The sequence below is a fragment of the Streptomyces gobitricini genome (assembly GCF_039532985.1).
Classification (GTDB): domain Bacteria; phylum Actinomycetota; class Actinomycetes; order Streptomycetales; family Streptomycetaceae; genus Streptomyces; species Streptomyces gobitricini.
In genome coordinates this window covers 349,657-372,973 of sequence record NZ_BAAASR010000002.1, presented here as the reverse complement: position 1 = coordinate 372,973, position 23,317 = coordinate 349,657, and the positions used below count along the sequence as shown (strand labels likewise).

Genomic DNA, 23,317 nt, shown 5'->3' with positions numbered 1-23,317 from the left:
TGCGGGACTGACACCCGGCAGCACACGGGAATGGTCCCGCCGGAACCCGCGTTGTGCCCGGGGACGAGCACGGCCGATCACCAGCGCAGACCATGAGGAGTGACATGTCCGAGAGCAGGACCACCGCCGACTTCTGGTTCGACCCCCTGTGCCCCTGGGCGTGGATGACCTCCCGCTGGATGCTGGAGGTCGAGAAGGTCCGCCCGGTCGACGTGCGCTGGCACGTGATGAGCCTGGCCGTCCTCAACGAGGACAAGCTGGACGAGGTCCCGCCGGAGTACCGGGAGATGCTGGAGACCCAGGCGTGGGGTCCGGTGCGGGTCGTGATCGCCGCCCGGGAGCTGCACGGCGACGAGGTGGTCGGCGGGCTCTACACCGCGCTCGGCACCCGTTTCCACAACAAGGGCGAGGGCCCGACCCGCACGGCGATCCGCGAGGCGCTGGAGGACGCCGGCCTGCCGGTGTCCCTCGCCGAGTACGCCGACAAGGACACCTACGACGCCGAGCTGCGCGCCTCCCACCACGAGGGCATCAGCAAGGTGGGCCAGGAGGTCGGCACCCCGGTCATCGCGGTGCCCGGCCCGGACGGCGGGGAGATCGCCTTCTTCGGCCCGGTCGTCACCCCCGCGCCCGAGGGCGAGGAGGCCGCCCGGCTGTGGGACGGCACGCTGATGGTGGCTTCGGTCCCGGGCTTCTACGAGATCAAGCGGAGCCGGACCCAGGGCCCCGACTTCAGCAACCTCTAGGACCTCCCGCGTACGGAAGGCCCCCCGCGAGTCATGTCCTCGCGGGGGGCCTTCCTCCATCCGCCTGCCCGGTGAAGGTTGAGAAGACGATCACGAGCAGGACGTTTCGGGGGACCCGGTTCAGGGGTCGATCAGCGGGGTGCGCTCCTTGGCGCGGGCGTAACGCCTGGCCACGTCCTGCCAGTTGACGACCTCCCACATCGCCTCGATGAAGTCCACCTTCTGGTTCTTGTACTGCAGGTAGAAGGCGTGCTCCCAGGCGTCGAAGACCAGGATCGGCACCGAGCCCTGACCGACGTTGCCCTGGTGGTCGTAGACCTGCTCGACGATGAGACGCCCACTGACCGGCTCGTAGGCCAGGACGCCCCAGCCCGATCCCTGGGTCGTCGCGGCGGCCTTGGACAGCTGGGTCCTGAACTTGGCGAAGGAGCCGAAGGACGCGGTGATCGCGTCGGCGAGCTCGCCCACGCCGTCCGCCGCCAGCGGCTCACCGCCGCCGCCGTTCTTCTTGCCCGTCATGTTGTGCCAGTAGATGGAGTGCAGGATGTGGCCGGAGAGGTGGAAGGCGAGGTTCTTCTCCAGGCCGTTGATCGAGCCCCACTGCTCCTTGTCGCGGGCCTCCTCCAGCTGTTCCAGGGTGTCGTTCGCGCCTTTGACGTATGCGGCGTGGTGCTTGTCGTGGTGCAGCTCGATGATCTGCGGGTTGATGACCGGCTCGAGCTCCGCGTAGTCGTACGGAAGTTCGGGGAGTGTGTAGATCGCCATGTCCGAGCCCTTCGACTGCTGCTTATTGCGAACTATATGCAAGTGCAGGCTAACAGCAGTAAGGCGAATTGCCGATCAGGCCTCCGTCCTTGGGGCGCGCGTCTCTGGCGAACACCGCCAGATCGGGGAAATCGGTCACCACGGCGTCCACCCCGAGCGCGAAGTGGTGGGCGTACTCGGCGAGGGCGTCCCCGAAGGCGTCCGGATCGGTGCCGCGCCGCAGCCCGGCCGGCAGGTACCGGTTCTCGGCGCGGAAGGTGTACGCGCCCACCTTGAGCCCCGCCGCGTGCGCGTCCGCCAGGAGCGTCGAGGGCGGAACCAGGGACGACTTGTCGGGGCCGATCCACCGCGCGTACTCCGCGATCGCCCGCAGTCCGGCCGGGGTCGTCATGTCGCGGTACGTCATGGGGTGGCCGTACGGGCCGCCGCTGGTGCCGATCGCCTGCCAGAGCGGCACGCGCAGCCGCTCCCCGGCGAGCCGCAGCAGGCTCGACGGCTCGAAGGACTGGATCACGCACTCGTGCGGCCCCAGCCGGTTGCGGCGCACGAGGGCGGCCAGGACCGGCTCCAGGGGCAGGCCCAGGGAGCGGAAGTACGTCGGGTGCTTCGTCTCCGGGAAGACCGTGACGGTCCGCCCGTGACGGCGGGACAGCCGCCGCGCCAGGTCGACGACCTCCTGGAACGTCAGCACCCGCTGGTGGCCGTCGAAGACGGTGTTCCTGTTCCGCACGAGGGGCAGGCGCTCGACCGCCCGGAGGGTCTTCAGCTCCGCGAGGGTGAAGTCCTCGGTGAACCAGCCGGTGACGGCCCGCCCGTCGACGGTCTTCGTGGTGCGGCGCCCGGCGAAGGCGGGGCGCCGGGCGACGTCGGTGGTGCCGGAGATCTCGCTCTCGTGCCGGACCACCAGGTGGTGGTCCGCCGTGGGGACGAGGTCCGGCTCGATCCAGTCGGCGCCGGCCTCGACGGCGTACGTGTAGGAGGCGGCGGTGTGTTCCGGGCGCCAGCCGGCCGCGCCCCGGTGGCCGATCACCAGCGGCCCCGGGGCGGCCGTGGCGCGGGCGGGAGCGGTGGACACGGAAGCGGCGGCGGTCGCGCCCGCCGCGAGGAGTACCGAGCGACGTCTCATGGGCCGGGACGGTAGGCCCACGACGGGGGTGCGCCGGGGCCGGTTCACGCGCTGTCCGGTCGGGTTTCACCCGCCGTACCGCACGGGACCGCGGAAAAGGGAGAGCCCCGGCGCGCGACGCGCCGGGGCTCCTCACGGTGACCGGTCAGGCGGACTTGTCCGCCACCGCCTTCTGCCGGACGAACCCGACGGCGGCCAGGCACAGCGTCAGACCGCCCGTGTAGTAGAGCTGGAGGCGGGTGTCCGGCTCACGTGCCATCAGGACGAAGACCGTCGCCATGCCGGCGAGCGCCACCCAGGTCAGGTACGGGTAGAGCCACATCCGTACGACCAGCTTCTCGGGCGCCTCGCGCTCCAGCCGGCGGCGCAGCATCAGCTGCGACACGGCGATGAAGAACCACACCACCAGGATGATCGCGCCGATCATGTTGAGCAGCCAGGCGAAGAGGTCGTCGGGGCGCCAGTAGCTGAGCAGCACGCACACGAAACCGAACACCGACGACGTCAGCACCGCGATGCGCGGCACCCCGCCGGAGACCTGTCCGAGCAGCTTCGGGCCCTGCCCGCGCGCCACCAGCGAGCAGGCCATGCGCGAGGCGCCGTAGATGTTGGCGTTCATCGCGGAGAGCAGGGCGATCAGCACCACCACGTTCATGATCTGGCCGGCGGCCGGGATGCCCAGGAAGTCGAGGGTGGCGACGTACGGGCCCTTCTCGACGACCGACTCGTGCGTCCAGGGCAGGAGGGTGACGACGACGGCCATCGAGCCGACGTAGAAGATCGCGATCCGCCACATCGCCGTGCGCACGGCCTTCGCGACGCCCTGCACCGGGTGCTCGGACTCGGCGGCGGCGATGGTGACCGTCTCCAGGCCGCCGTACGCGAAGACCGAGGCGAGCAGACCGACGATCAGCCCCTCCGTGCCGTTGGGCATGAAGCCACCGTGACCGGTGAGGTTGCTCGTGCCGGGGGCGTCGGTGCCGGGCAGCACGCCCACGATGGCCAGGACGCCGATGCCCAGGAAGAGGACGATCGCGCCGACCTTGAGCGCGGCGAACCAGAACTCGAACTCACCGAAGTTCTTCACGGCCGCGAGGTTCGTGACGCAGAACATCAGCATGAACAGGGCGACCCACGCCCACTCCGGGGACCCGGGGAACCAGCCCACCATGATCTGCGCGGCACCCATGGCCTCCAGGCCGACCGCCACGCAGAGCAGGAACCAGAAGGACCAGCCCGCCGTGAAGCCCGCCCACGGGCCGATGGCCCGCTCGGCGTGCACCGAGAACGAGCCGGACGCCGGGTTGGCGGCCGCCATCTCGCCCAGCATGCGCATCACCAGCATGACGAGGGCGCCGGAGATCGCGTACGCCAGAATGATCGACGGACCGGCGGCCGCGATGGCCTTGCCGGAGCCGACGAACAGGCCGGCGCCGATGACACCGCCGAGGGCGATCATCGACAGGTGGCGTTGCTTGAGGCCGTGCGTGAGCGGCGCGTCGGCCGACGCCGGCTCCACCGGAGTCGGGTCGGCGGGCGCGGAGGTCCGAGACATGGGCGTGCCCTGTTCAGTAGCTGAGACCGGGAGCTAGGCGGTCGCGCCCAGAGGTCAAGGCGCGGCCCACAGTCTGGGCGGGCCCACCGCTCACGGGGAACATCTGCCCGCTATACGGACACCGTGCTCACACAAGGTGAAGGATCACACACACATTCGTCACACGCGTTGTGTACGTCACTCCCGTTCCCCTCCAGCCGGCCGTACCGCCCGGTGACCGCCCCTGCTCGCAGCGCCCGTGCCTGCTCACCGCACCAGCGGTCACGCTCCGCCGTCCAGCGGCGGCAGCGCCCGGGCCACCACCACCGCCGCGAGGGGCGGCCCGCGCCGGTACGGGGAGCCCCCACATGCGGAGCGCCGGCTTCCCGGGCGCCTCGCGCTCGGAGCGCCGCCGCCACGGGCGGCCCCGGCGGCGGGGTGCCGCGCCGGGGGAGGGATGTCGGGCAGCACTCTACTCTCAGGTAATTGGAAGGACTCCACAGTCTCTCCCTTCGCGTTCTCCCGGCCCACAAGGGGCTGTCCACTCGGTCTTCCCAGTGACGAGCATCACGCCCATCGACGTGTATCCCGTGTCTTTGTGAGAACCCCACCAACGGGCCGTCAACCGCTTTGTGGTCGGCGGACGGTGATCGGGCGTTCACTCGTGGGCTACGGTCGGCCTGTTCCGAACCGCCCTCAGCCCCCGCCGGAGTCCCGATGAGCACTGCCGCCGCCCCCATCCGCCACGGAGTGGTCCTCGCCGACCTGCTCCCGGCCGCCCGCGTCCGCGACATCGCGCTCGTCGCCGGTGGCGCCCTGCTCACCGGCGTGGCCGCGCAGATCGCCGTACCGGTCCCCGGCTCGCCGGTCCCGGTCTCCGGCCAGACCTTCGCGGCCCTGCTCGTCGGCACCGCCCTCGGAGCCCGCCGGGGCTTCCTCTCCCTGGCCCTGTACGCGGTGGCGGGCGTGGCCGGCATGCCGTGGTTCGCCCAGGCGACGTCCGGGTACGCCATGCCGTCCTTCGGCTACATCCTCGGGATGCTGCTCGCCGCCACCGTCGTCGGCGCCCTCGCGCGGCGCGGCGCCGACCGTTCCGCGCTGCGCATGGCCGGCACCATGGCGCTCGGCTCCCTGATCATCTACGCGGTCGGCGTGCCGTACCTGGCCCTGGCGACGGGCATGACGCTGCCGCAGGCCGTGGCCGCGGGCCTGACGCCCTTCCTGATCGGCGACGCGCTCAAGGCGGCGCTGGCGATGGGCGTGCTGCCCGCCGCGTGGAAGGTCATCGGCCGGAAGGGCTGACGTGGTTCCTGCCGAAGAGGTTCGCCGGGTCGTACCGCTCCTTGACCCGGGCGAGCCCCTTCGCCGTTTCCGGGTCGTACAGACCGCCCGGACCGCCCGGGCCGCCCTCCGGACGGTCCGCGCCGCCGAAGCGGAAGTTGAGCGACCGGCCCACGGTGACCGGCGCGAGCGCCGCGAACACCTCCGCGTACCGCGCCCGCACGGCAGGCACGCCGGCACCGTCCAGCGGCGACAGCACCTGCACCAGGAAACGGGCGTCGCGGTGCGGCACCGCGTTGGGCCGGTCCTGGGCCAGCGCCCCGCCCAGGTGCCTCACCTGCGTCACCGTCCACACCGGTGACGCGGGCCCCGTCAGCTCCAGCAGCCGCCGGGCGTCGCCCGCCGACAGCTCGCGCACCAGCACGTTGTCCCCGTAGTACGCGTGCGGTTGCTCCGGGTCGTCGTGGATCGTGGCCGACTCGGCGTACGGCATCTCCCGCAGCGAGTCCTCCAGCGCCGGCCCGACCGCCCGCAACGGCGCCACCAGCCGCTCGCCCTCCGCCGCGCTTCCGGTGTACGCCACGCGGACCGACGCGGTGTACCGGCCGCGCAGGCGCGCGGGCACGAACGGCTCGTCGGGGAAGACCAGCACGCTCAGGGCCGAGGTCAGGGTGTCCGGCACGGTCCGCGTCCACTCCAGGTACGCACCGGCCGCCTCGGTGGCCGCCCCGTCCGCGAACATGACGGACCCCCCGTACAGCCGGGCCACCGGCACGAGGTCCACCTCCATGGCGGTGACCACCCCCAGGGCGTGCCCGCCGCCAAGCAGCGCCCACAGCAGCTCGGGCGCCGACTCCGCGGTGACGTGACGGAGCTGTCCGTCGGCCGTCACGACCTCCAGGCCCCGCACCCGGTCGGCCGCGTAGCCGAACTCCCGCGCCAGGATGCCCAGCCCGCCGCCCAGCGTGTACGACACGGCGCCCACGCCCGGCGCGGACCCGTTCAGCGGTGCCAGCCCGTACGGCGCGGCCGCCTCGACGACCTGACCCCAGCGGACGCCCGCCTCGATCCGGGCGGTGCGCGCCCGGGGGTCGATCCGTACGCCGTCCATGCGGCGGGTGGAGATCAGGACACCCCCTCCGGCGGCCCCGGGCAGCCCGTGCCCGGTGGCCTGGACGCCCACCGGCAGGCCGCTCGCGGCGGCGTGGGCGACGGCGCGGCGCACGTCGTCCGCGGTGGTGGCGGCGACGACCAGGTCGGGCCGCAGGGGGAAACCGGTCTGGAACCCGGCGAGCTCGGCGTCGTACCCGGCGTCCCCGGGGCGATAAGTGATCATGAAAAGGTCCTCCGTCCACTCGGTGTGCACGGCGGAGCCTTCCGCCGATACCTGACAGGACCCGTCAGGTATCGGCGCAGCCGTTCGTTCAGCCTTCCCGTCGTGCCCCGCGCCCGCGGTCGAGCACCACACCGATGCCCACCACGACGGCCGCGACCAGGGTCGACAGCAGGACGACCTCGCGGTTGTCCTTGTCGTAGACCATGTAGACCAGCACGAAGGTGATCATCGCGGCGGTCGCCCACGTCAGGTACGGGAAGAGCCACATCCTCACCGTGACCTTCTCGGGCGCCTCGCGCAGCAGGATCCCGCGCATCCGCAGCTGGGTGAGGCAGATGACCAGCCAGACGAAGAGGGCCACCGCGCCGGAGGAGCTCAGCAGGAATTCGAAGACCGTGTCCTTGAAGGCGTAGTTGAAGTAGACGGCGGCGAACCCGAACGCGACCGACGCCAGGATCGCCGCGGTCGGCACACCCTTGGCGTTGGCCCTGGCGAAGGCCCGGGGAGCGTCACCGCGCTCGCCCAGCGAGTACGCCATGCGGGAGGCGGTGTACAGACCGGAGTTGAGGCAGGACAGCACGGCCGTCAGCACGATCACGTTCATGATCTGGCCCGCGTGCGCGATACCGATGGAGTCCAGGGCGGCGACGTACGAGCCCTTCTCGACGATCGAGGGGTCGTTCCAGGGCAGGAGGGTCAGGACGACGAAGATCGAGCCCAGGTAGAAGACGGCGATACGCCAGATGACGCTGTTGGTGGCCTTGGTGACCGCCCGCCGCGGATCCTCCGACTCGCCGGCGGCCAGCGTGACGATCTCACTGCCCATGAAGGAGAAGACGACCAGCAGTACGCCGGTGAGGATGGCGCCCGCGCCGTTCGGCATGAAGCCGCCGGCGTCCGTGAGATGGGCCAGGCCCGCACCCGGGTTGTCGGAGCCCGGCAGGAGGCCGAACACGGCCAGCAGACCGATGACCACGAAGGCGCCGATGGCGACGACCTTGACGCCCGCGAACCAGAACTCGAACTCGCCGTACGACGAGACCGAGGCGAGGTTGGTGGCGGTCAGCACCACCATCACGATGAGCGCCCAGGCCCACTGCGGCACGGCCGGTATCCAGCCCTCCAGGATCACCGCCCCCGCGGTCGCCTCGACCGCCAGCACCACCACCCAGAAGAACCAGTACAGCCAGCCGATGGAGAAGCCCGCCCAGCGGCCGAGCGCCCGGTCGGCGTAGGCCGAGAAGGAACCCGAGTCGGGGCTCGCGGCCGCCATCTCGCCGAGCATCCGCATCACGAACACGACCATCACGCCGACCAGCAGGTACGACACGAGGATGGCGGGGCCGGCCTTGGCGATGCCGCCGGAAGAACCGACGAACAGGCCCGCGCCGATCACCCCACCGATGGCGATCATGGACAGGTGGCGGTTCTTGAGACCGGCCTTGAGACCGGCGGAGGGCTGCGGAAGTCCGGGATCGCCGGGCGTTCCGCCTTCCTTCCGCAGGGTCGAGTGCGTCGTCATGGACGATTCCTTACGTCTGAACGGGACTCGGGTTACGAGCCCGTGCATGCAAACACGAGACGGGTAAAGATCGAAAGTCCGCCTCGGGGGCGCGGTACGAGGGCCCCACCGGCCCTCCCCGGACAGCGCGCGTGCCACACTCGGACCCATGCGCGTGTACCTCGGCTCCGACCATGCCGGCTTCGAACTCAAGAACCACCTCGTCGAGTGGCTCAAGGCCCACGGCCACGAGCCCGTCGACTGCGGGCCCCACATCTACGACGCCCAGGACGACTACCCGCCGTTCTGCCTCCGCGCGGCCGAGAGGACCGCCGCGGACCCGGACAGCCTGGGCATCGTCATCGGCGGCTCCGGCAACGGCGAGCAGATCGCCGCGAACAAGGTGAAGGGCGTCCGGGCGGCGCTCGCCTGGAGCGAGCAGACCGCGGCGCTCGGCCGTGAGCACAACAACGCCAACGTCGTCGCGATCGGTGGCCGCATGCACTCCGTCGAGGAGTCCACCGCGTTCGTGGAGACCTTCCTCAGCACCCCGTACTCGGGCGAGGAGCGCCACACGCGCCGCATCGAGATGCTCTCGGCGTACGAGACCACCGGCGAGCTCCCCCCGGTCCCGGCCCACCACCCGCAGGAGCCGACCGCCTGATGCCCGAAGGGCACACGATCCACCGACTGGCCGCCGACCACCGGGAACGGTTCGGCGGCCGGTCCGTGCGGGTGACCAGCCCGCAGGGCAAGTTCGCCGACGCCGCGGCCCTGCTCGACGGCACGGTGCTGGAGAGCACCGAGGCCCACGGCAAGCACCTCTTCCTGGGCTTCGGCGGGGACGAATGGGTCCACATCCACCTAGGCCTGTTCGGCAAGGTCACCTTCGGCGGCGCCCCCGCGCCCCCGCCCACCGACACGGTCCGACTGCGCATCGCCGCCCCCGAGTCGTACATGGACCTCCGCGGCCCCACCACCTGCGCGCTGATCACCGACCCCGAGAAGGCCGCGATACACGACCGCCTGGGCCCCGACCCGCTGCGCGACGGCGACGACCCGGACAAGGCGTGGCGGCGGATCTCCCGGAGCCGCACCACCATCGCCGCGCTGCTCATGGACCAGAAGGTCATCGCGGGCGTCGGCAACGTCTACCGCGCCGAGGTCCTCTTCCGGCACGGCATCGACCCCTACCGCGCCGGCCAGGACCTCACGCGGCGCGAATGGGACGCGATCTGGGCCGACCTCGTGCTGCTCATGCGCCAGGGCGTGCGCGACAACCGCATCGACACCGTCCGCCCCGAGCACACCCCCGAGGCCATGGGCCGTCCCCCGCGCGTGGACGACCACGGCGGTGAGGTGTACGTCTACCGCCGGGCGAACCTGCCCTGCCACATCTGCGGGGGCGAGATCCGCACCGCCGGTCTCGCCGCCCGCAACCTCTTCTGGTGCCCCGGCTGTCAGAAGCCGTGAGGCAGCCAGGGCGCGACCGCTGAGCCGAAGGCCAGCGACGCCTCCGCCAGGGCGCCCTGCCGCGCCTCCCGCACCAGACCGGCGCCCGCCAGCGACGCGAGCGACACCCCGCCCAGATAGGCCGCGCCCAGCTCCCGCACCGACAGGGCGAGGTCCGCGGCGTCGTCCGTACGGGAGCACGTCGCCCCCTTCGGGTCGCCCGAAAGCCGCCACCGTCCGGTGTTCCAGGGGCAGAAGACGTCGTCCACCTCCAGGACCACGTCCACCGGAGCCCGGTACGTGCGTGCCTCCAGCGCGGCGGGCAGGTCCACCAACCGCACATGCAGACCGTCCACCTCGCGCAGGTCGCAGCGCCGGACGTCGGAGACCAGGTGCTGCCACGGGTCGTCCACCGGACGGTTCCCCACCTGGACCGCCGACATCAGGTCCATCCCGCACAGGAACCGCCACACCGCCGCGTACGCCGCCGGGTCCAGCGCCCCCATGTGCCGCAGCCGTACCGTCCCCTTCGGTCCCGCCGGTCCCCACTCCGGTTTGGTGCTGTACAGCGCGAACCCCACCACCTCGCCGTCCCGTTCCGCCAGGACGCACTGGAGCGCCGACCCGCCGGCCCGCTCCTCCGGCGGGTCGAGCAGGGGGAGCCGCTCCCAGCCCGGGCGCCGGGCGAGCATCCCGGGCCGCCCGGGAACCAGGCGCGCGTACACCGCCTCGCACGCGGCGCTCGCCTCCTCGGGCGGCGCGAGCCGGAGGGCTACGTCATCGGTCCCCTCCGGTACGGACAGCCGCACCCGGTCCGTATCGATCTCCGCGCGCAGCTGACGGGTGGCGATGCCGTACCCGAACCGCCCGTAGATGGCGGGCTCCGACGCCGTCAGCACGGCGAGCGGCTCCCCCCACGCGAAGACGTCGTCGAGCTGACGCCGCATCATCGAGGTGAGGATCCCGCGCCGCCGGTGCGTCGACGCCACGCTCACCATGGTCACGCCCGCCGTGGGTACCAGGGCGCCGCCCGGCACGGAGAGCCGGAACGTGAACGCCCCGGCCGTGCCGACGCACACGTCCCCGTCCCAGACGCCGATCGAGCGCTCGCACTCGGTGAGCGCCTTCCACAGCTCCCGCTCCTGAGGATGTTCCGGCACACCCCCGAACGCGAGTTCCAACTGCCTGAACCAGGGCTCCCACTCGGCCGGCCGCAGTGCGCGTAAGTCTGTCGTCATATGCCATCCGTATCAGGCGCCCCACCCCCGGAGCGACCCAATTTCGAACGCAATGTCTCAGGGGTCCCCCTGCACGGGGCCGCATCGGGTGGATAGGGTCCAGGCCAATGGCCCGTAGCGCACGAGTGGACGCGTACCTGGCCCGGCTGCGGAGGTCCGCCCGCCGGGCCAAGGTCGGCCTGCGCAAATCCGGGGTCGACTACTTCCGCGGCGACGGCTCCGACTGGATCGCCCTGGTGGGCCTGCTGCTCACCATCCCGGCGATCACACTCCTCACCATCACCACCCCCGTGTGGGCGGCCCCGGCCGCGCTCGTCCTGCCCATCGTGGCGGGCGGCCTGCTGCTGCGCCCGGCGAGCCTGCTGGCCCTGTACGCGGCGGCCGCCTGTGCCCTGATCGTCGAGTCCGCCGTCCTCGGCCCCTACCCGCAGGGCGCCGGCCGCGTCACCCCCGGGACGGTCCTGGTGGTTGCCGCGTGCGGGCTGTTCGGGCTGCTCATAGCCCAGTTCCGGGCCAGGGTCGGTGTGCCCTGGCGACGCGGCGGGACGATGCTGTTCGACCTGCGGGAACGCATCCGGGTGCAGAGCGCCCTGCCCCGGCTGCCGAAGGGCTGGCACCACGAGATGGCGCTGCGGCCGGCGGGCGGCCAGTCCTTCTCGGGCGACTTCGTCGTCGCGGCCCGGACGCACGGCGGCCGCACCCTGGAGGTCGTGCTGACCGACGTGTCCGGCAAGGGCATGGACGCCGGCTCCCGCGCCCTGCTGCTGTCCGGCGCCTTCGGCGGGCTGCTCGGCTCGCTGCCGCCGCACGGCTTTCTGCCGGCGGCCAACGGCTACCTGCTGCGCCAGGACTGGGACGAGGGGTTCGCCACCTCGATCCACCTGGTGCTGGACCTCGACTCGGGCGACTACGAGCTGCTGTCGGCCGGGCACCTCCCGGCGCTCCAGCTGCACGCGGGCAGCGGCCGCTGGGAGGAGATGTCCGGCGAGGGCCCGCTGCTGGGCGTGTACGACGGTGCCGACTTCCATCCGGTCAAGGGCTCGCTGCGGCCCGGGGACGTCCTGATGCTGTTCACCGACGGCCTGGTCGAGGCGGCGGACCGGGACATCGCCGAGGGCATCGACCGGCTCACCGGCGAGGCCGACCGCTATGTGGCGTCAGGCTTCGAGGGCGCGGCATGGCACTTGATCGAGGCGTGCGCGAAGGACGTCAACGACGACCGCGCCCTGCTGCTCATCACCCGTGACGCTTAGGGGGCATCCCGTGCCGTATCTGACAGTGGCCGAGGTCGAGGCGATCGCCCGCGAGGCCCACGAGGGCCAGACCGACAAGGCGGGCCGCCCCTACGCCGAGCACCTCCGGGCGGTGGCCGAGGGCGTACGGTCCCGGGGCGGCAGTGACGAGCAGGTGGCCGCGGCGTGGCTGCACGACGCCGTGGAGGACGACAGGCTGCCGGAGGCCTGGCTCCGGGGCGCCGCGCTGCCGCAGGCCGTCAAGGACATGGTGCTGGCGCTCACCAAGCGGCCGGGCGAGGACCTCGAGGCGTACACCGCCCGCGTCCTCGCCGTGCCGGGCGCCCGCCTCGTCAAGGAGGCCGACCTGGCGCACAACGCCGACCCGGACCGCCTCGCCGTCCTGGACGGGGCGACCCGGGCCCGGCTGACCGCCAAGTACGCGCGGACGCGCGCCCTGCTGGGGCTCAGCGGCGACTGAGGCCGGGTGTGTCCCGCCGGAAGGCCCACTCCATCCTCGGCTCGGTCACCCACCGCAGCGCCCGTCGCACCGGCGGGGTGCACATGGCCGTCACCGCGACGGCGGCCACCGCCGTGACGACGACCCTGCCGAGCGGGGTGCCGAGGTCGTACCCGGGCACGAGCGCCCAGTAGTCCATGGCCTTCACCAAAAACCCGTGCAGCAGGTAGCCGCAGATGGTGCCCGCCCCGAGGACGGTGAACCAGGTCCGCCGGCGCGGCACCCAGGCGAGGAAGGCGGCGGTGAGCACCAGGGCGCAGCCGAAGAGCGTGAAGGTCGCCACCGGCCCGGCCCACCACGGCGCGTCCAGCTCCTCGGCGCTGGTGCTGCGGTAGAACCAGCCCATGCGGACGTCCGGCGTGATCCAGTACGTGAACGCCAGGGCGCCCAGCGCCACCGGCACGGCCGCCTGCCGGACCGCGCGGCGCCGCACCAGCGCGAAGTGCTCCGGCTTCAGCGACAGGCCCAGCACGAAGAACGGCAGGAACTGCAGCACCCGCTGCAGGTCCAGGTCCTGCCCGATGCCGGGGGTGAGCGAGCCGAGCGCGGCGACGGCCAGGGCGACGGGCAGCGGGTGGCGGAGGCTGCGCCACAGGGGCGTGGACAGCCGCCAGACGAACAGGGCGATCAGGAACCAGGTGAGGTAGATGGGGTCGGTCAGGCTGATGGCCTGGTCCGGGATGTGGCCGGCCCAGCGCCGGTAGAGCGAGTACGCCACCTCGAACACCAGGTACGGCACGACGAGCCCGGTGACCAGACGCCTCAGCTGGTCGGGCCGCCCGGCGAAGCTCCGCGAGAAGTACCCGGAGATCAGGATGAACGCCGGCATGTGGAACGCGTAGACGAACATGTAGAGCGCCCTGGTCGCGCGGCTGCCGTCCATGACCGGCTCCCACGCGTGCGCCACGGCGACGAGCACGATCGCCAGGTACTTGGCGTTGTCGAAGAACGCGTCCCGGCCGGGTCTGTCCGTCCCGCGTCCGCGGGCGCTCGTGGTGGTCTCGGGCTCCCCGGCCGACGGGAGCAGGGTCTGCTGATTTCCATGCTGAGCCTGGAACATCCGAAGCACCCTAGCCATGCCTCAGCGCTCTCGTAAAACCCGCCGTAATTCTCTCCATTCGTCACCGACGCCCTCCGCAAGCGGCCTCTATGTCCGGGTTCATCCCCCTTAAATGGGGCGTATCGCTACGCACTCTCCGGCGGAGAATTACTCACCGGACACGCTGCGAATGTCCTGTGATCAATATGTGTGCGGGGCAGAACGATCACATTGAATTCACGGTCCGTCTTTCCGGCCGTCCGCCGGACCGGCCGGGGCGCGGGGCACGCTCGTGTGAACGATGTGTCAGCGGCCCTCCCACGGGGAGATGTTGGTGGCACGATGGACCGAACGGGGGGCGCCGGGCCGCGCACCCCCGGCCGGCAAGGTGGACCGACCGAGGGTGTGTGATCAGTTGTGGCCATTTCACTGTCCGTGGTGGTGCTGTTGGCGATCATTCTCGTGGTGTTGATGCGCGGTGGCTCCCTCAAGGCGGGGCCCGCGATAGTCGCCGTGCTCTTCGGCTTCTTCCTCGCCTCGTCCGGCATGGCGCCGTCCATACGGCGCTTCCTCGACTCGGTCGCGGCCACGATCAACCAGATCAGTTTCTGAGTCGCTCGCCAGTCGCAGCGCGGCGCGGCACGGCCGGGACCGGACTGGAAGAGGGGCCCGGCGGGGGAGGGCCCATCGCGGGAGGCGGCCTGTGCCAGTGCCCGCACCGGGGCAGTACCTGGACTTCTCGCCCACCGAGGAGTTCGACGAGGTCATCGGGCACGTGAAGGCCCGGATGGGCTGAGCGGCCCGGAAAACGCGACACGGCCCGGGCTGGGGAATCGGCCTCCCGCCCGGGCCGCGGCCGGATGGAGCGGGCGACGGGAATCGAACCCGCGTAGCTAGTTTGGAAGACTAGGGCTCTACCATTGAGCTACGCCCGCAAGCAACGCACCGCGGGCCACAGGACCTCGGCGCGAACGCACGGTCATCGTAGCGGGTCGGGCCCGGTCGACGCACACCTCGTAATCGTGCCGACTCACCGCCGTGGGGCATGTACCCTACGTGTCGCACCGACGGGGTGTGGCGCAGCTTGGTAGCGCGTCCGCTTTGGGAGCGGAAGGCCGTGGGTTCAAATCCCGCCACCCCGACCACACCGGATGCGCCGGATCACGTGCGCAACCAAGATCACATTGTGGGCCTCATCCCGCTTGCGGTTACTATGCAAGCTGCGTGCCCGTGTGTCTCTCTGACCGGGCCGAATCGGCCGGAACCGCCGCAAGCGGCACCGGCAGAATCCAAGAATCAGCCACCAAGGAGACCGAACCGTGAAGAGCGCCGTGGAGACCCTGAACCCGACCCGGGTTCGGCTCACTGTCGAGGTGCCCTTCGAGGAGCTCAAGGACAGCCTCGACGCGGCGTACAAGAAGATCAACCAGCAGGTCACGGTCAAGGGCTTCCGCAAGGGCAAGATCCCGGCTCGTGTCATCGACCAGCGGTTCGGCCGTGGTGCGGTGCTGGAGGAGGCCGTCAACGACGCCCTCCCGAAGTTCTACACCGAGGCCGTCAACGAGGCCGAGGTCAATCCGCTGGGTCAGCCCGAGGTGGACATCACCGAGCTGAAGGACGGCGAGGTGCTGGCCTTCACCGCCGAGGTCGACATCCGCCCCACCATCGAGATCCCGGACTACTCCGGCATCGAGGTGACGGTCGACGCCGTCGAGGTCACCGACGAGGACGTCGAGAAGTCCGTGCAGCAGCTGCGCGACCGCTTCGCCTCCACCAACCCGGTCGAGCGCGCCGCCGCCGAGGGCGACGTCGTGACGGTCGACCTCGAGGCCAAGGTCGACGGCGAGGTCCTCCCGGACGGCGTCGCCAGCGGTGTGCAGTACACGATCGGCTCCGGCGAGCTCCTCGACGGCATCGACGAGGCCGTGACCGGCCTGGAGGCCGGTGGCGAGGCCACCTTCACCTCGGAGCTGAAGGGCGGCTCCGCCGAGGGCAAGGAGGCCGAGGTCACCGTCAAGGTCACCCAGGTCGCCGCCCGTGAGCTTCCCGAGCTCGACGACGACTTCGCCCAGATGGCGTCCGAGTTCGACACCCTCGAGGAGCTGCGCGCGGACAGCCGCAAGCGCCTCGAGAACATGAAGCAGTACGACCAGGCCACCCAGGCCCAGGAGCGCGTCCTGGACGAGCTGCTGAAGCTGGCCGAGGTGCCGATCCCCGAGAAGCTCCTCGAGGACGAGGTCAACACCCGCAAGCACAACCTCGAGCACCACCAGCTCGGCCAGATGGGCCTGACCATCGAGAAGTACCTCGAGCTCCAGGGCAAGACCGTCGAGGAGTTCGAGAACGAGACCCGCGAGCAGGCGGTCAAGGGGATCAAGACCCAGTTCATCCTGGACGAGCTGGTCAGCCGGGAGAAGCTCAACGTCAACCAGGAGGAGCTCACCGAGCACCTCATGCGGCGTGCGGCCTCCTCCGGCATGAGCCCCGACCAGTTCGCCAAGGCCGTCGTCGAGGGCGGCCAGGTGCCGATGCTCGTCGGCGAGGTCTCCCGTGGCAAGGCCCTCGCGGTCGTCGTCGAGGCCGCCAAGGTCGTCGACACCAACGGCGAGCCGGTCGAGCTCGACGACGAGGACGAGACCGCCGAGACGGTCGAGGCCTCCGCCGAGGAGTCCGAGGACAAGACCGAGGCCTGAGCCCGGCCCGGCATGAACGGTCCGACGGGCCCGATCCGCACCCGCGTGCGATCGGGCCCGTCGCCGTACGGACCCGGCCCGCCCTCGTCGGCCCAACTACCTTGCGCTCCCAGCGAACAGTTCGGGAACCGGGATGGCGCCCGCCGACCAGCGCGTTAGGGTCCATGAATACGAGGGCAGGGGAGTACCCGCCCCCAGTACGCAACACGCTGAGACGGCCGCAGCCGTCAGAGACGAGCAGGTGGATACGTGACGAATCTGATGCCTTACGCCGCGGGTGAGCCGTCCATCGGTGGTGGCCTCGGCGACCATGTCTACAACCGGCTGCTCGGCGAGCGGATCATCTTCCTCGGCCAGCAGGTCGACGACGAGATCGCGAACAAGATCACCTCGCAGATGCTGCTCCTTGCCGCCGACCCGGACAAGGACATCTACCTGTACATCAACAGCCCGGGTGGCTCGGTGACGGCCGGCATGGCCATCTACGACACCATGCAGTACATCCCGAACGACGTCGTCACCATCGGTATGGGCATGGCGGCCTCCATGGGCCAGTTCCTGCTCACCGGCGGCTCCACCGGCAAGCGCTTCGCGCTGCCGAACACCGACATCCTGATGCACCAGGGTTCCGCCGGCATCGGTGGAACCGCCTCGGACATCAAGATCCAGGCCGAGTACCTCCTCCGTACGAAGAAGCGCATGGCCGAGATCACCGCGCGCCACTCCGGCCAGAGCGTGGAGACGATCATCCGCGACGGTGACCGCGACCGCTGGTTCACCGCGGAGGAGGCCAAGGAGTACGGCCTGATCGACGACATCATGTCTGCCGCCGCGGGCGTTCCGGGCGGTGGCGGCACCGGCGCCTGAGCCGGCCCCCGCCCCCTGCCTCCCAGCCCCGCCGAACGCCACCAGGATGGTGAACACCCATATGAGCAACTTCTCCGCGAGCGGCCTCTACACCGGCCCGCAGGTGGACAACCGGTACGTCGTCCCGCGCTTCGTCGAGCGCACCTCGCAGGGCGTGCGCGAGTACGACCCGTACGCGAAGCTCTTCGAGGAGCGCGTGATCTTCCTCGGCGTGCAGATCGACGACGCGTCCGCCAACGACGTCATGGCGCAGCTGCTGTGCCTGGAGTCGATGGACCCGGACCGCGACATCTCCATCTACATCAACAGCCCCGGTGGGTCCTTCACCGCGCTGACGGCCATCTACGACACGATGCAGTTCGTGAAGCCGGACATTCAGACGGTCTGCATGGGCCAGGCGGCCTCCGCCGCGGCCGTGCTGCTGGCCGCCGGCACCCCCGGCAAGCGGATGGCCCTGCCCAACGCCCGCGTGCTGATCCACCAGCCGTCCGGCGGCACCGGCCGTGAGCAGCTCTCCGACCTGGAGATCGCGGCCAACGAGATCCTGCGCATGCGCACGCAGCTGGAGGAGATGCTGGCCAAGCACTCCACCCAGCCGATCGAGAAGATCCGCGACGACATCGAGCGCGACAAGATCCTCACGGCCGAGGACGCCCTGGCGTACGGCCTGGTGGACCAGATCGTCTCCACCCGTAAGAGCACCGCAGGGGCGGCGGCCTGACGGCCCGACCTTCCCTTGGCACGGTGTGAACCGTGCCAAGGGGGGCCCGAACACGGGGCCCGGCAAGGTACCGTCGGATATGAGGCACCAGGAGCCGGCTGAACCAAGCCGCTCCCAGGCGAAGGGGAAGCACCTCGTGGCACGCATCGGTGATGGCGGCGACCTGCTCAAGTGCTCGTTCTGCGGAAAGAGCCAGAAGCAGGTGAAGAAGCTCATCGCAGGCCCCGGTGTGTACATCTGCGACGAGTGCATCGACCTCTGCAACGAGATCATCGAGGAGGAGCTCGCCGAGACCTCCGAGGTGCGGTGGGAGGAACTTCCCAAGCCGCGGGAGATCTACGAGTTCCTCGAGGGGTACGTCGTCGGGCAGGAGCCCGCGAAGAAGGCCCTCTCCGTCGCTGTGTACAACCACTACAAGCGCGTCCAGGCCGGCGAGAACGGCGGCGCGCAGGGCCGGGACGACGCGATCGAACTGGCCAAGTCCAACATCCTGTTGCTGGGCCCCACGGGCTCCGGCAAGACGCTCCTGGCCCAGACCCTGGCCCGGATGCTCAACGTCCCGTTCGCCATCGCCGACGCGACGGCGCTCACGGAGGCCGGGTATGTGGGCGAGGACGTCGAGAACATCCTGCTGAAGCTCATCCAGGCCGCCGACTACGACGTCAAGAAGGCCGAGACGGGCATCATCTACATCGACGAGATCGACAAGGTCGCCCGTAAGAGCGAAAACCCGTCGATCACCCGCGATGTGTCGGGCGAGGGCGTTCAGCAGGCCCTGCTCAAGATCCTGGAAGGCACCACGGCCTCGGTCCCCCCGCAGGGCGGCCGCAAGCACCCGCACCAGGAGTTCATCCAGATCGACACGACGAACGTGCTGTTCATCGTGGGCGGCGCCTTCGCCGGCCTGGAGAAGCTCATCGAATCGCGCGCGGGTGCCAAGGGCATCGGCTTCGGCGCGACGATCCGCTCCAAGCGCGAGATCGAGGCGAGCGACCAGTTCCAGGAGGTCATGCCGGAGGACCTGGTGAAGTTCGGGATGATCCCGGAGTTCATCGGCCGCCTCCCGGTCATCACCTCCGTCCACAACCTGGACCGCGAGGCACTTCTCAAGATCCTCGTCGAGCCCCGGAACGCGCTGGTCAAGCAGTACCAGCGCCTCTTCGAACTCGACGGCGTGGAGCTGGACTTCGACCGGCCGGCCCTCGAAGCCATCGCCGACCAGGCCATCCTCCGCGGCACCGGCGCGCGCGGCCTGCGCGCCATCATGGAGGAAGTCCTGATGTCGGTGATGTACGAGGTCCCCTCCCGCAAGGACGTGGCCCGCGTGGTCATCACGGAGGACGTGGTCCACAACAACGTCAACCCGACCCTGGTCCCGAGGGTCGTCAAGGACCCGGGCCGCCACGAGAAGTCCGCGTAGCGGTACGAGGCATAAGAGGTACAGCGAAAGGGCGCCCGCCGGTTTCCGAGAACCGGGCGGGCGCCCTTCTGCCGCCGTGCGGTGCGTCGTCAGGCCTTGACGCGGACTTCCTTGCGGAGCTTGACGGTCGTGTCCGCGGCCGCCGACGGGTCGCCGCCCTTGCCGGTCAGGGCACCCGCCATGTCGATCGGCATCACCATGCCGAGGGTGCTGTGGTCGCCCCACACGCACACCGTCAGCGTGACGTCCTTGGGGCCCTCGCCCGCCGAGGCACCGGTGGCGCCCTTCATCTGCTGGCACTTCAGGACGGCGTTCTCCAGCCCCTCCGGCTCGTAGGCCTGCGGGCTGCCGACGAGCTTCGCCTCGGCGTCGGGCTCCTTCTCGGACTCCGACTTCATATGGGCGAAGAAGGCGTCCACCACCTTCTCGGGGTCCTCGATCTCACCGTAGACGCCACCGAACTGCAGCATCTTGGACGCGAAGGGGTTGCTCTCGTCGCCGGACTGGTAGCCCGCCTCGACCTCCTTGGCGTTCTTCACGCCCCACTTCTCGGCTTCCTTGAGCAGGTCGTCGTCGGACGACGAACTGCCGCTGTCGCCCTTGCCCTTCTTGTACTCGCCGAGCACCGTCGCCGGAGTCACCAGCTTGTGGGGCCCGTCGTTCGCGAGGTCGCCGCTGCCGCCCGAGCCGCCGAACACGAAGTAAGCGCCCACGGCGATCGCCGCCACCGCCGCCACCGCGCCGATGATCAGACCCGCCTTCTTGCCGCCGCCGCCGCCCGCGGCCGGCGGGGGCGGGGGATAGGCGCCGGGGCCCGCGCCGTAGGGGGGCTGCTGCGGGGGCTGGCCGTAAGGGCCGGGCTGGCCGGGCTGCTGGGGGTAGCCGTAACCCTGCTGGGGCACGCCCTGCGGGGGCGGGGCCTGCTGGGGGTAGCCGTAACCGGGCTGGGGCGCCTGCGGCGGCTGACCGTAAGGACCCGGCTGGCCGTACGGTCCGGGCTGCTGGGGCTGCCCGCCGTACGGGCCTGGCTGGTTGTAACTCATTAAGGGGCTCCCCCTCCGAATGCTTATGCGTTCCTCACATCCTGGCCGAAACCCTCGCGCTGTGGGACGGCGGGGGTCGCACCGTTACCGAACAATCCCGTTTCAGTACGGGCCTGTGACACCTCTAAACTGTGGCCCGTGACCGAGAACACTCAGCAGCAGCCAGCATCCGTCCCCGAACTGCCGACCCAGTACGCGCCGGCCGAGGTAGAGGGGAAGCTGTACGAGCGCTGGGTGGAGCGCGGTTACTTCACGGCCGACGCGAAGAGCGAGAAGCCCCCGTACACCATCGTCATTCCGCCGCCCAACGTCACCGGCAGCCTCCACCTGGGCCACGCCTTCCAGCACACGCTGATGGACGCCCTCACCCGCCGCAAGCGGATGCAGGGCCACGAGACGCTCTGGCTGCCCGGCATGGACCACGCCGGTATCGCCACCCAGAACAAGGTCGAGCAGCAGCTCGCCGAGGAGGGCAAGTCCCGCCACGACCTGGGGCGCGAGGAGTTCGTCGAGCGCGTCTGGCAGTGGAAGGAGGAGTACGGCGGCAAGATCCTCGGCCAGATGCGCCGCCTCGGTGACGGCGTCGACTGGTCGCGCGAGCGGTTCACCATGGACGAGGGCCTGTCCAAGGCCGTCCAGACCATCTTCAAGCGGCTCTACGACGACGAGCTGATCTACCGCGCCGAGCGCATCATCAACTGGTGCCCGCGCTGCCTGACCGCCATCTCGGACATCGAGGTGGAGTACCAGGAGGACGACGGCGAGCTCGTCTCCATCCAGTACGGCGAGGGCGACGAGACGCTCGTCGTCGCGACCACCCGCGCCGAGACGATGCTCGGTGACACCGCGGTCGCCGTCCACCCCGACGACGAGCGGTACAAGCACCTCGTCGGCAGGCGCATCAAGCTGCCGCTGACCGACCGCACCATCCCGGTCGTCGCGGACACGCACGTCGACCCCGAGTTCGGCACCGGCGCCGTCAAGGTCACCCCCGCCCACGACCCGAACGACTTCGCCATCGGCCAGCGCCACGGCCTGGAGTCCCTGACCATCATGGACGAGCGCGGTGTCATCACCGTCCACGGTCCCTTCCAGGGCCTGGACCGCTTCGAGGCGCGCAGCGCCGTCGTCGGCGCGCTGCGCTCGCAGGGCCGGATCGTCGCCGAGAAGCGCCCGTACGTCCACTCCGTCGGCCACTGCTCGCGCTGCAAGACCACCATCGAGCCGCGCCTGTCGATGCAGTGGTGGGTCAAGGTCGGCCCGCTCGCCCAGGCCGCCGGCGACGCGGTCCGCGACGGCCGGGTGAGGATCCACCCGGAGGACATGTCGAAGCGGTACTTCGACTGGGTCGACAACATGCACGACTGGTGCATCTCGCGCCAGCTGTGGTGGGGCCACCGCATCCCGGTCTGGTACGGGCCGGACGGCGAGGTCGTCTGCGTCGGGCCGGACGACGAGGCGCCCACCGGCGAGGGCTGGACGCAGGACACCGACGTCCTGGACACCTGGTTCTCCTCCGGCCTGTGGCCGTTCTCCACGCTCGGCTGGCCGGAGCGGACCCCGGACCTGGAGAAGTTCTACTCCACCGACGTCCTGCTCACCGGCCACGACATCATCTTCTTCTGGGTCGCCCGGATGATGATGTTCGGCCTGTACGCGATGGACGGCGAGGTCCCGTTCAGGACCATCGCGCTGACCGGCCTCGTCCGTGACGAGCGCGGCAAGAAGATGTCGAAGTCCTTCGGCAACGTCGTCGACCCGCTGGACTGGATGGACGCGTACGGCTCCGACGCCGTCCGTTTCACCCTCGCCCGGGGCGCCAACCCCGGCACCGACGTCCCGATCGGCGAGGACTGGGTCCAGGCGTCCCGCAACTTCGCCAACAAGATCTGGAACGCCACCCGTTTCGCCCTGATGAACGGCGCGACGGTGGACGGTCCGCTGCCCGAGCCGTCGCGGATGTCCGCCACCGACCGGTGGATCCTGTCGCGCCTCAACGCCACGGTCGCCGAAGTCGACGCGTACTACGAGGACTTCCAGTTCGCGAAGCTCTCGGACGGGCTGTACCACTTCGCGTGGGACGAGGTCTTCGACTGGTACGTCGAGCTGTCGAAGACCACGTTCTTCGGCGGCGGCGAGCCCGCCGAGGTCTCGGCCCGCGTCCTCGGCGAGGTCCTCGACGTGACGCTGCGGCTGCTGCACCCGGTGGTCCCGTTCGTCACCGAGACGCTGTGGACCTCGCTCACCGGCAGGGAGTCCCTCGTCGTCGCCGACTGGCCGGCCGACTCGGGCTTCCGCGACGAGGCCGCCGAGCGCGAGATCGAGCTGGTCCAGCGGGTCGTCACCGAGGTCCGCCGCTTCCGCTCCGACCAGGGCCTCCAGCCCGGTCAGAAGGTCCCGGCCCGGCTGGACCTGGACGGCACGGCGCTGGCGCCGCACGAGGCGGCCATCCGCCAGCTGCTGCGCCTCCAGCCGGAGGGCGAGGGCTTCCACGCCACCGCCTCCCTGCCGGTCGCGGGCGCCACGGTCGCGCTCGACCTGTCGGGCACCATCGACGTGGCGGCGGAGCGCAAGCGCCTCGCGAAGGACCTGGCGGCGGCCGAGAAGGAGAAGGCGCAGGCCACGGCGAAGCTCGGCAACGAGGCGTTCCTCGCCAAGGCCCCGGACAACGTCGTGGAGAAGATCCGCACGCGGCTGGCGAAGGCGGACGAGGACATCGCCCGCATCGAGAACCAGCTGGCGAACCTGCCCGAGGCGTAGGCGGAACGAGACGTGACCCGAACGGCGGGGGCGCGGGGCTCGC

At 70.5% G+C, this 23,317-nt stretch carries 20 protein-coding genes and 2 tRNA genes; 13 read left to right on the top strand and 9 right to left on the bottom strand.

The annotated features are described in order from the left end of the window. Positions 1 to 104: 104 nt before the first annotated feature. Entirely contained in the window at positions 105 to 746 is a 642-nt protein-coding gene (locus tag ABD347_RS02610; RefSeq protein ID WP_344355860.1) for a mycothiol-dependent nitroreductase Rv2466c family protein, read from the top strand. Between the two features lie 120 nt (positions 747 to 866). Here the strand turns inward: ABD347_RS02610 and ABD347_RS02605 are convergent, their stop codons facing one another. The 3 genes from ABD347_RS02605 to ABD347_RS02595 all read right to left on the bottom strand — a co-directional run bounded on the left by ABD347_RS02605 (position 867) and on the right by ABD347_RS02595 (position 4,192). Next, positions 867 to 1,511 carry a superoxide dismutase gene (locus ABD347_RS02605; protein ID WP_344355859.1) on the bottom strand — a complete coding sequence of 215 codons (645 nt, stop codon included), beginning with the start codon at positions 1,509 to 1,511 and terminating at the stop codon, positions 867 to 869. Positions 1,512 to 1,560: 49 nt separating this feature from the next. Beyond that, entirely contained in the window at positions 1,561 to 2,637 is a 1,077-nt protein-coding gene (locus tag ABD347_RS02600; protein WP_344355857.1) for a glycerophosphodiester phosphodiesterase family protein, read from the bottom strand. Between the two features lie 145 nt (positions 2,638 to 2,782). Continuing rightward, the gene (locus ABD347_RS02595; protein ID WP_344355855.1) at positions 2,783 to 4,192 is read right to left on the bottom strand and encodes an amino acid permease; all 1,410 of its coding nucleotides are present in this window, start codon (positions 4,190 to 4,192) and stop codon (positions 2,783 to 2,785) included. 696 nt (positions 4,193 to 4,888) lie between these two features. Here ABD347_RS02595 and ABD347_RS02590 point away from each other — a divergent pair. Beyond that, complete coding sequence (locus ABD347_RS02590) at positions 4,889 to 5,473, top strand: biotin transporter BioY (RefSeq protein WP_344355854.1); 585 nt, start codon at positions 4,889 to 4,891, stop codon at positions 5,471 to 5,473. Here the strand turns inward: ABD347_RS02590 and ABD347_RS02585 are convergent. Together ABD347_RS02585 and ABD347_RS02580 are read right to left on the bottom strand one after the other, a co-directional pair. Further along, complete coding sequence (locus tag ABD347_RS02585; protein WP_344355853.1) at positions 5,454 to 6,788, bottom strand: FAD-binding oxidoreductase; 1,335 nt, start codon at positions 6,786 to 6,788, stop codon at positions 5,454 to 5,456. The genes ABD347_RS02590 and ABD347_RS02585 overlap by 20 nt on opposite strands. Positions 6,789 to 6,876: 88 nt before the next feature. After that, complete coding sequence (locus tag ABD347_RS02580) at positions 6,877 to 8,310, bottom strand: amino acid permease (RefSeq protein ID WP_344355852.1); 1,434 nt, start codon at positions 8,308 to 8,310, stop codon at positions 6,877 to 6,879. A gap of 148 nt (positions 8,311 to 8,458) precedes the next feature. Between ABD347_RS02580 and ABD347_RS02575 the strand changes: the two genes are divergently transcribed. Together ABD347_RS02575 and ABD347_RS02570 are read left to right on the top strand one after the other, a co-directional pair. Beyond that, on the top strand, positions 8,459 to 8,953 hold the full coding sequence (locus tag ABD347_RS02575) for a ribose-5-phosphate isomerase (protein ID WP_344355851.1): 495 nt from the start codon (positions 8,459 to 8,461) through the stop codon (positions 8,951 to 8,953). Next, entirely contained in the window at positions 8,953 to 9,762 is an 810-nt protein-coding gene (locus tag ABD347_RS02570; RefSeq protein ID WP_344355849.1) for an Fpg/Nei family DNA glycosylase, read from the top strand. Before ABD347_RS02575 ends, ABD347_RS02570 begins: the two co-directional genes overlap by 1 nt. Here ABD347_RS02570 and ABD347_RS02565 read toward each other — a convergent pair. After that, positions 9,750 to 10,979, bottom strand: a complete 1,230-nt coding sequence (locus ABD347_RS02565) for a GNAT family N-acetyltransferase (protein WP_344355847.1) — start codon at positions 10,977 to 10,979, stop codon at positions 9,750 to 9,752. The two genes, ABD347_RS02570 and ABD347_RS02565, sit on opposite strands and share 13 nt — an antisense overlap. A 107-nt stretch (positions 10,980 to 11,086) precedes the next feature. On the opposite strand from ABD347_RS02565, the gene ABD347_RS02560 reads away from it, so the two are divergent. Both ABD347_RS02560 and ABD347_RS02555 read left to right on the top strand, forming a co-directional pair. Then, complete coding sequence (locus tag ABD347_RS02560) at positions 11,087 to 12,232, top strand: PP2C family protein-serine/threonine phosphatase (RefSeq protein WP_344355846.1); 1,146 nt, start codon at positions 11,087 to 11,089, stop codon at positions 12,230 to 12,232. A 10-nt stretch (positions 12,233 to 12,242) separates the two neighbouring features. Continuing rightward, entirely contained in the window at positions 12,243 to 12,692 is a 450-nt protein-coding gene (locus ABD347_RS02555; protein WP_344355844.1) for an HD domain-containing protein, read from the top strand. Here the strand turns inward: ABD347_RS02555 and ABD347_RS02550 are convergent. Continuing rightward, positions 12,679 to 13,791, bottom strand: a complete 1,113-nt coding sequence (locus ABD347_RS02550; RefSeq protein WP_344355842.1) for an acyltransferase family protein — start codon at positions 13,789 to 13,791, stop codon at positions 12,679 to 12,681. The two genes, ABD347_RS02555 and ABD347_RS02550, sit on opposite strands and share 14 nt — an antisense overlap. A 396-nt stretch (positions 13,792 to 14,187) precedes the next feature. Here ABD347_RS02550 and ABD347_RS02545 point away from each other — a divergent pair, with 396 nt between their 5' ends. Continuing rightward, a complete protein-coding gene (locus ABD347_RS02545) occupies positions 14,188 to 14,382 on the top strand; it encodes a hypothetical protein (protein ID WP_344355840.1) in 195 nt (64 codons plus the stop codon). Positions 14,383 to 14,631: 249 nt separating this feature from the next. On the opposite strand, the gene ABD347_RS02540 is transcribed toward ABD347_RS02545, so the two are convergent. Further along, positions 14,632 to 14,705 (bottom strand) — tRNA-Gly (locus ABD347_RS02540). A 133-nt stretch (positions 14,706 to 14,838) separates the two neighbouring features. On the opposite strand from ABD347_RS02540, the gene ABD347_RS02535 reads away from it, so the two are divergent. The 5 genes from ABD347_RS02535 to clpX all read left to right on the top strand — a co-directional run bounded on the left by ABD347_RS02535 (position 14,839) and on the right by clpX (position 19,471). Beyond that, a tRNA-Pro gene (locus tag ABD347_RS02535) sits at positions 14,839 to 14,915 on the top strand. A gap of 174 nt (positions 14,916 to 15,089) precedes the next feature. Continuing rightward, a complete protein-coding gene (tig, locus tag ABD347_RS02530; protein WP_344355838.1) occupies positions 15,090 to 16,463 on the top strand; it encodes a trigger factor in 1,374 nt (457 codons plus the stop codon). A gap of 261 nt (positions 16,464 to 16,724) precedes the next feature. Further along, on the top strand, positions 16,725 to 17,330 hold the full coding sequence (locus tag ABD347_RS02525) for an ATP-dependent Clp protease proteolytic subunit (RefSeq protein WP_344356351.1): 606 nt from the start codon (positions 16,725 to 16,727) through the stop codon (positions 17,328 to 17,330). A 46-nt stretch (positions 17,331 to 17,376) separates the two neighbouring features. Beyond that, positions 17,377 to 18,051 (top strand): ATP-dependent Clp protease proteolytic subunit, encoded by a 675-nt coding sequence (locus ABD347_RS02520; RefSeq protein WP_344355836.1) that lies wholly within the window; start codon positions 17,377 to 17,379, stop codon positions 18,049 to 18,051. A gap of 136 nt (positions 18,052 to 18,187) precedes the next feature. Then, the gene (gene clpX, locus ABD347_RS02515) at positions 18,188 to 19,471 is read left to right on the top strand and encodes an ATP-dependent Clp protease ATP-binding subunit ClpX (protein WP_344355834.1); all 1,284 of its coding nucleotides are present in this window, start codon (positions 18,188 to 18,190) and stop codon (positions 19,469 to 19,471) included. 89 nt (positions 19,472 to 19,560) lie between these two features. Here clpX and ABD347_RS02510 read toward each other — a convergent pair whose 3' ends face one another. Then, positions 19,561 to 20,514 carry a hypothetical protein gene (locus tag ABD347_RS02510; protein WP_344355833.1) on the bottom strand — a complete coding sequence of 318 codons (954 nt, stop codon included), beginning with the start codon at positions 20,512 to 20,514 and terminating at the stop codon, positions 19,561 to 19,563. 138 nt (positions 20,515 to 20,652) lie between these two features. Here ABD347_RS02510 and ABD347_RS02505 point away from each other — a divergent pair, with 138 nt between their 5' ends. After that, complete coding sequence (locus ABD347_RS02505; protein WP_344355832.1) at positions 20,653 to 23,274, top strand: valine--tRNA ligase; 2,622 nt, start codon at positions 20,653 to 20,655, stop codon at positions 23,272 to 23,274. Positions 23,275 to 23,317: the final 43 nt, after the last annotated feature.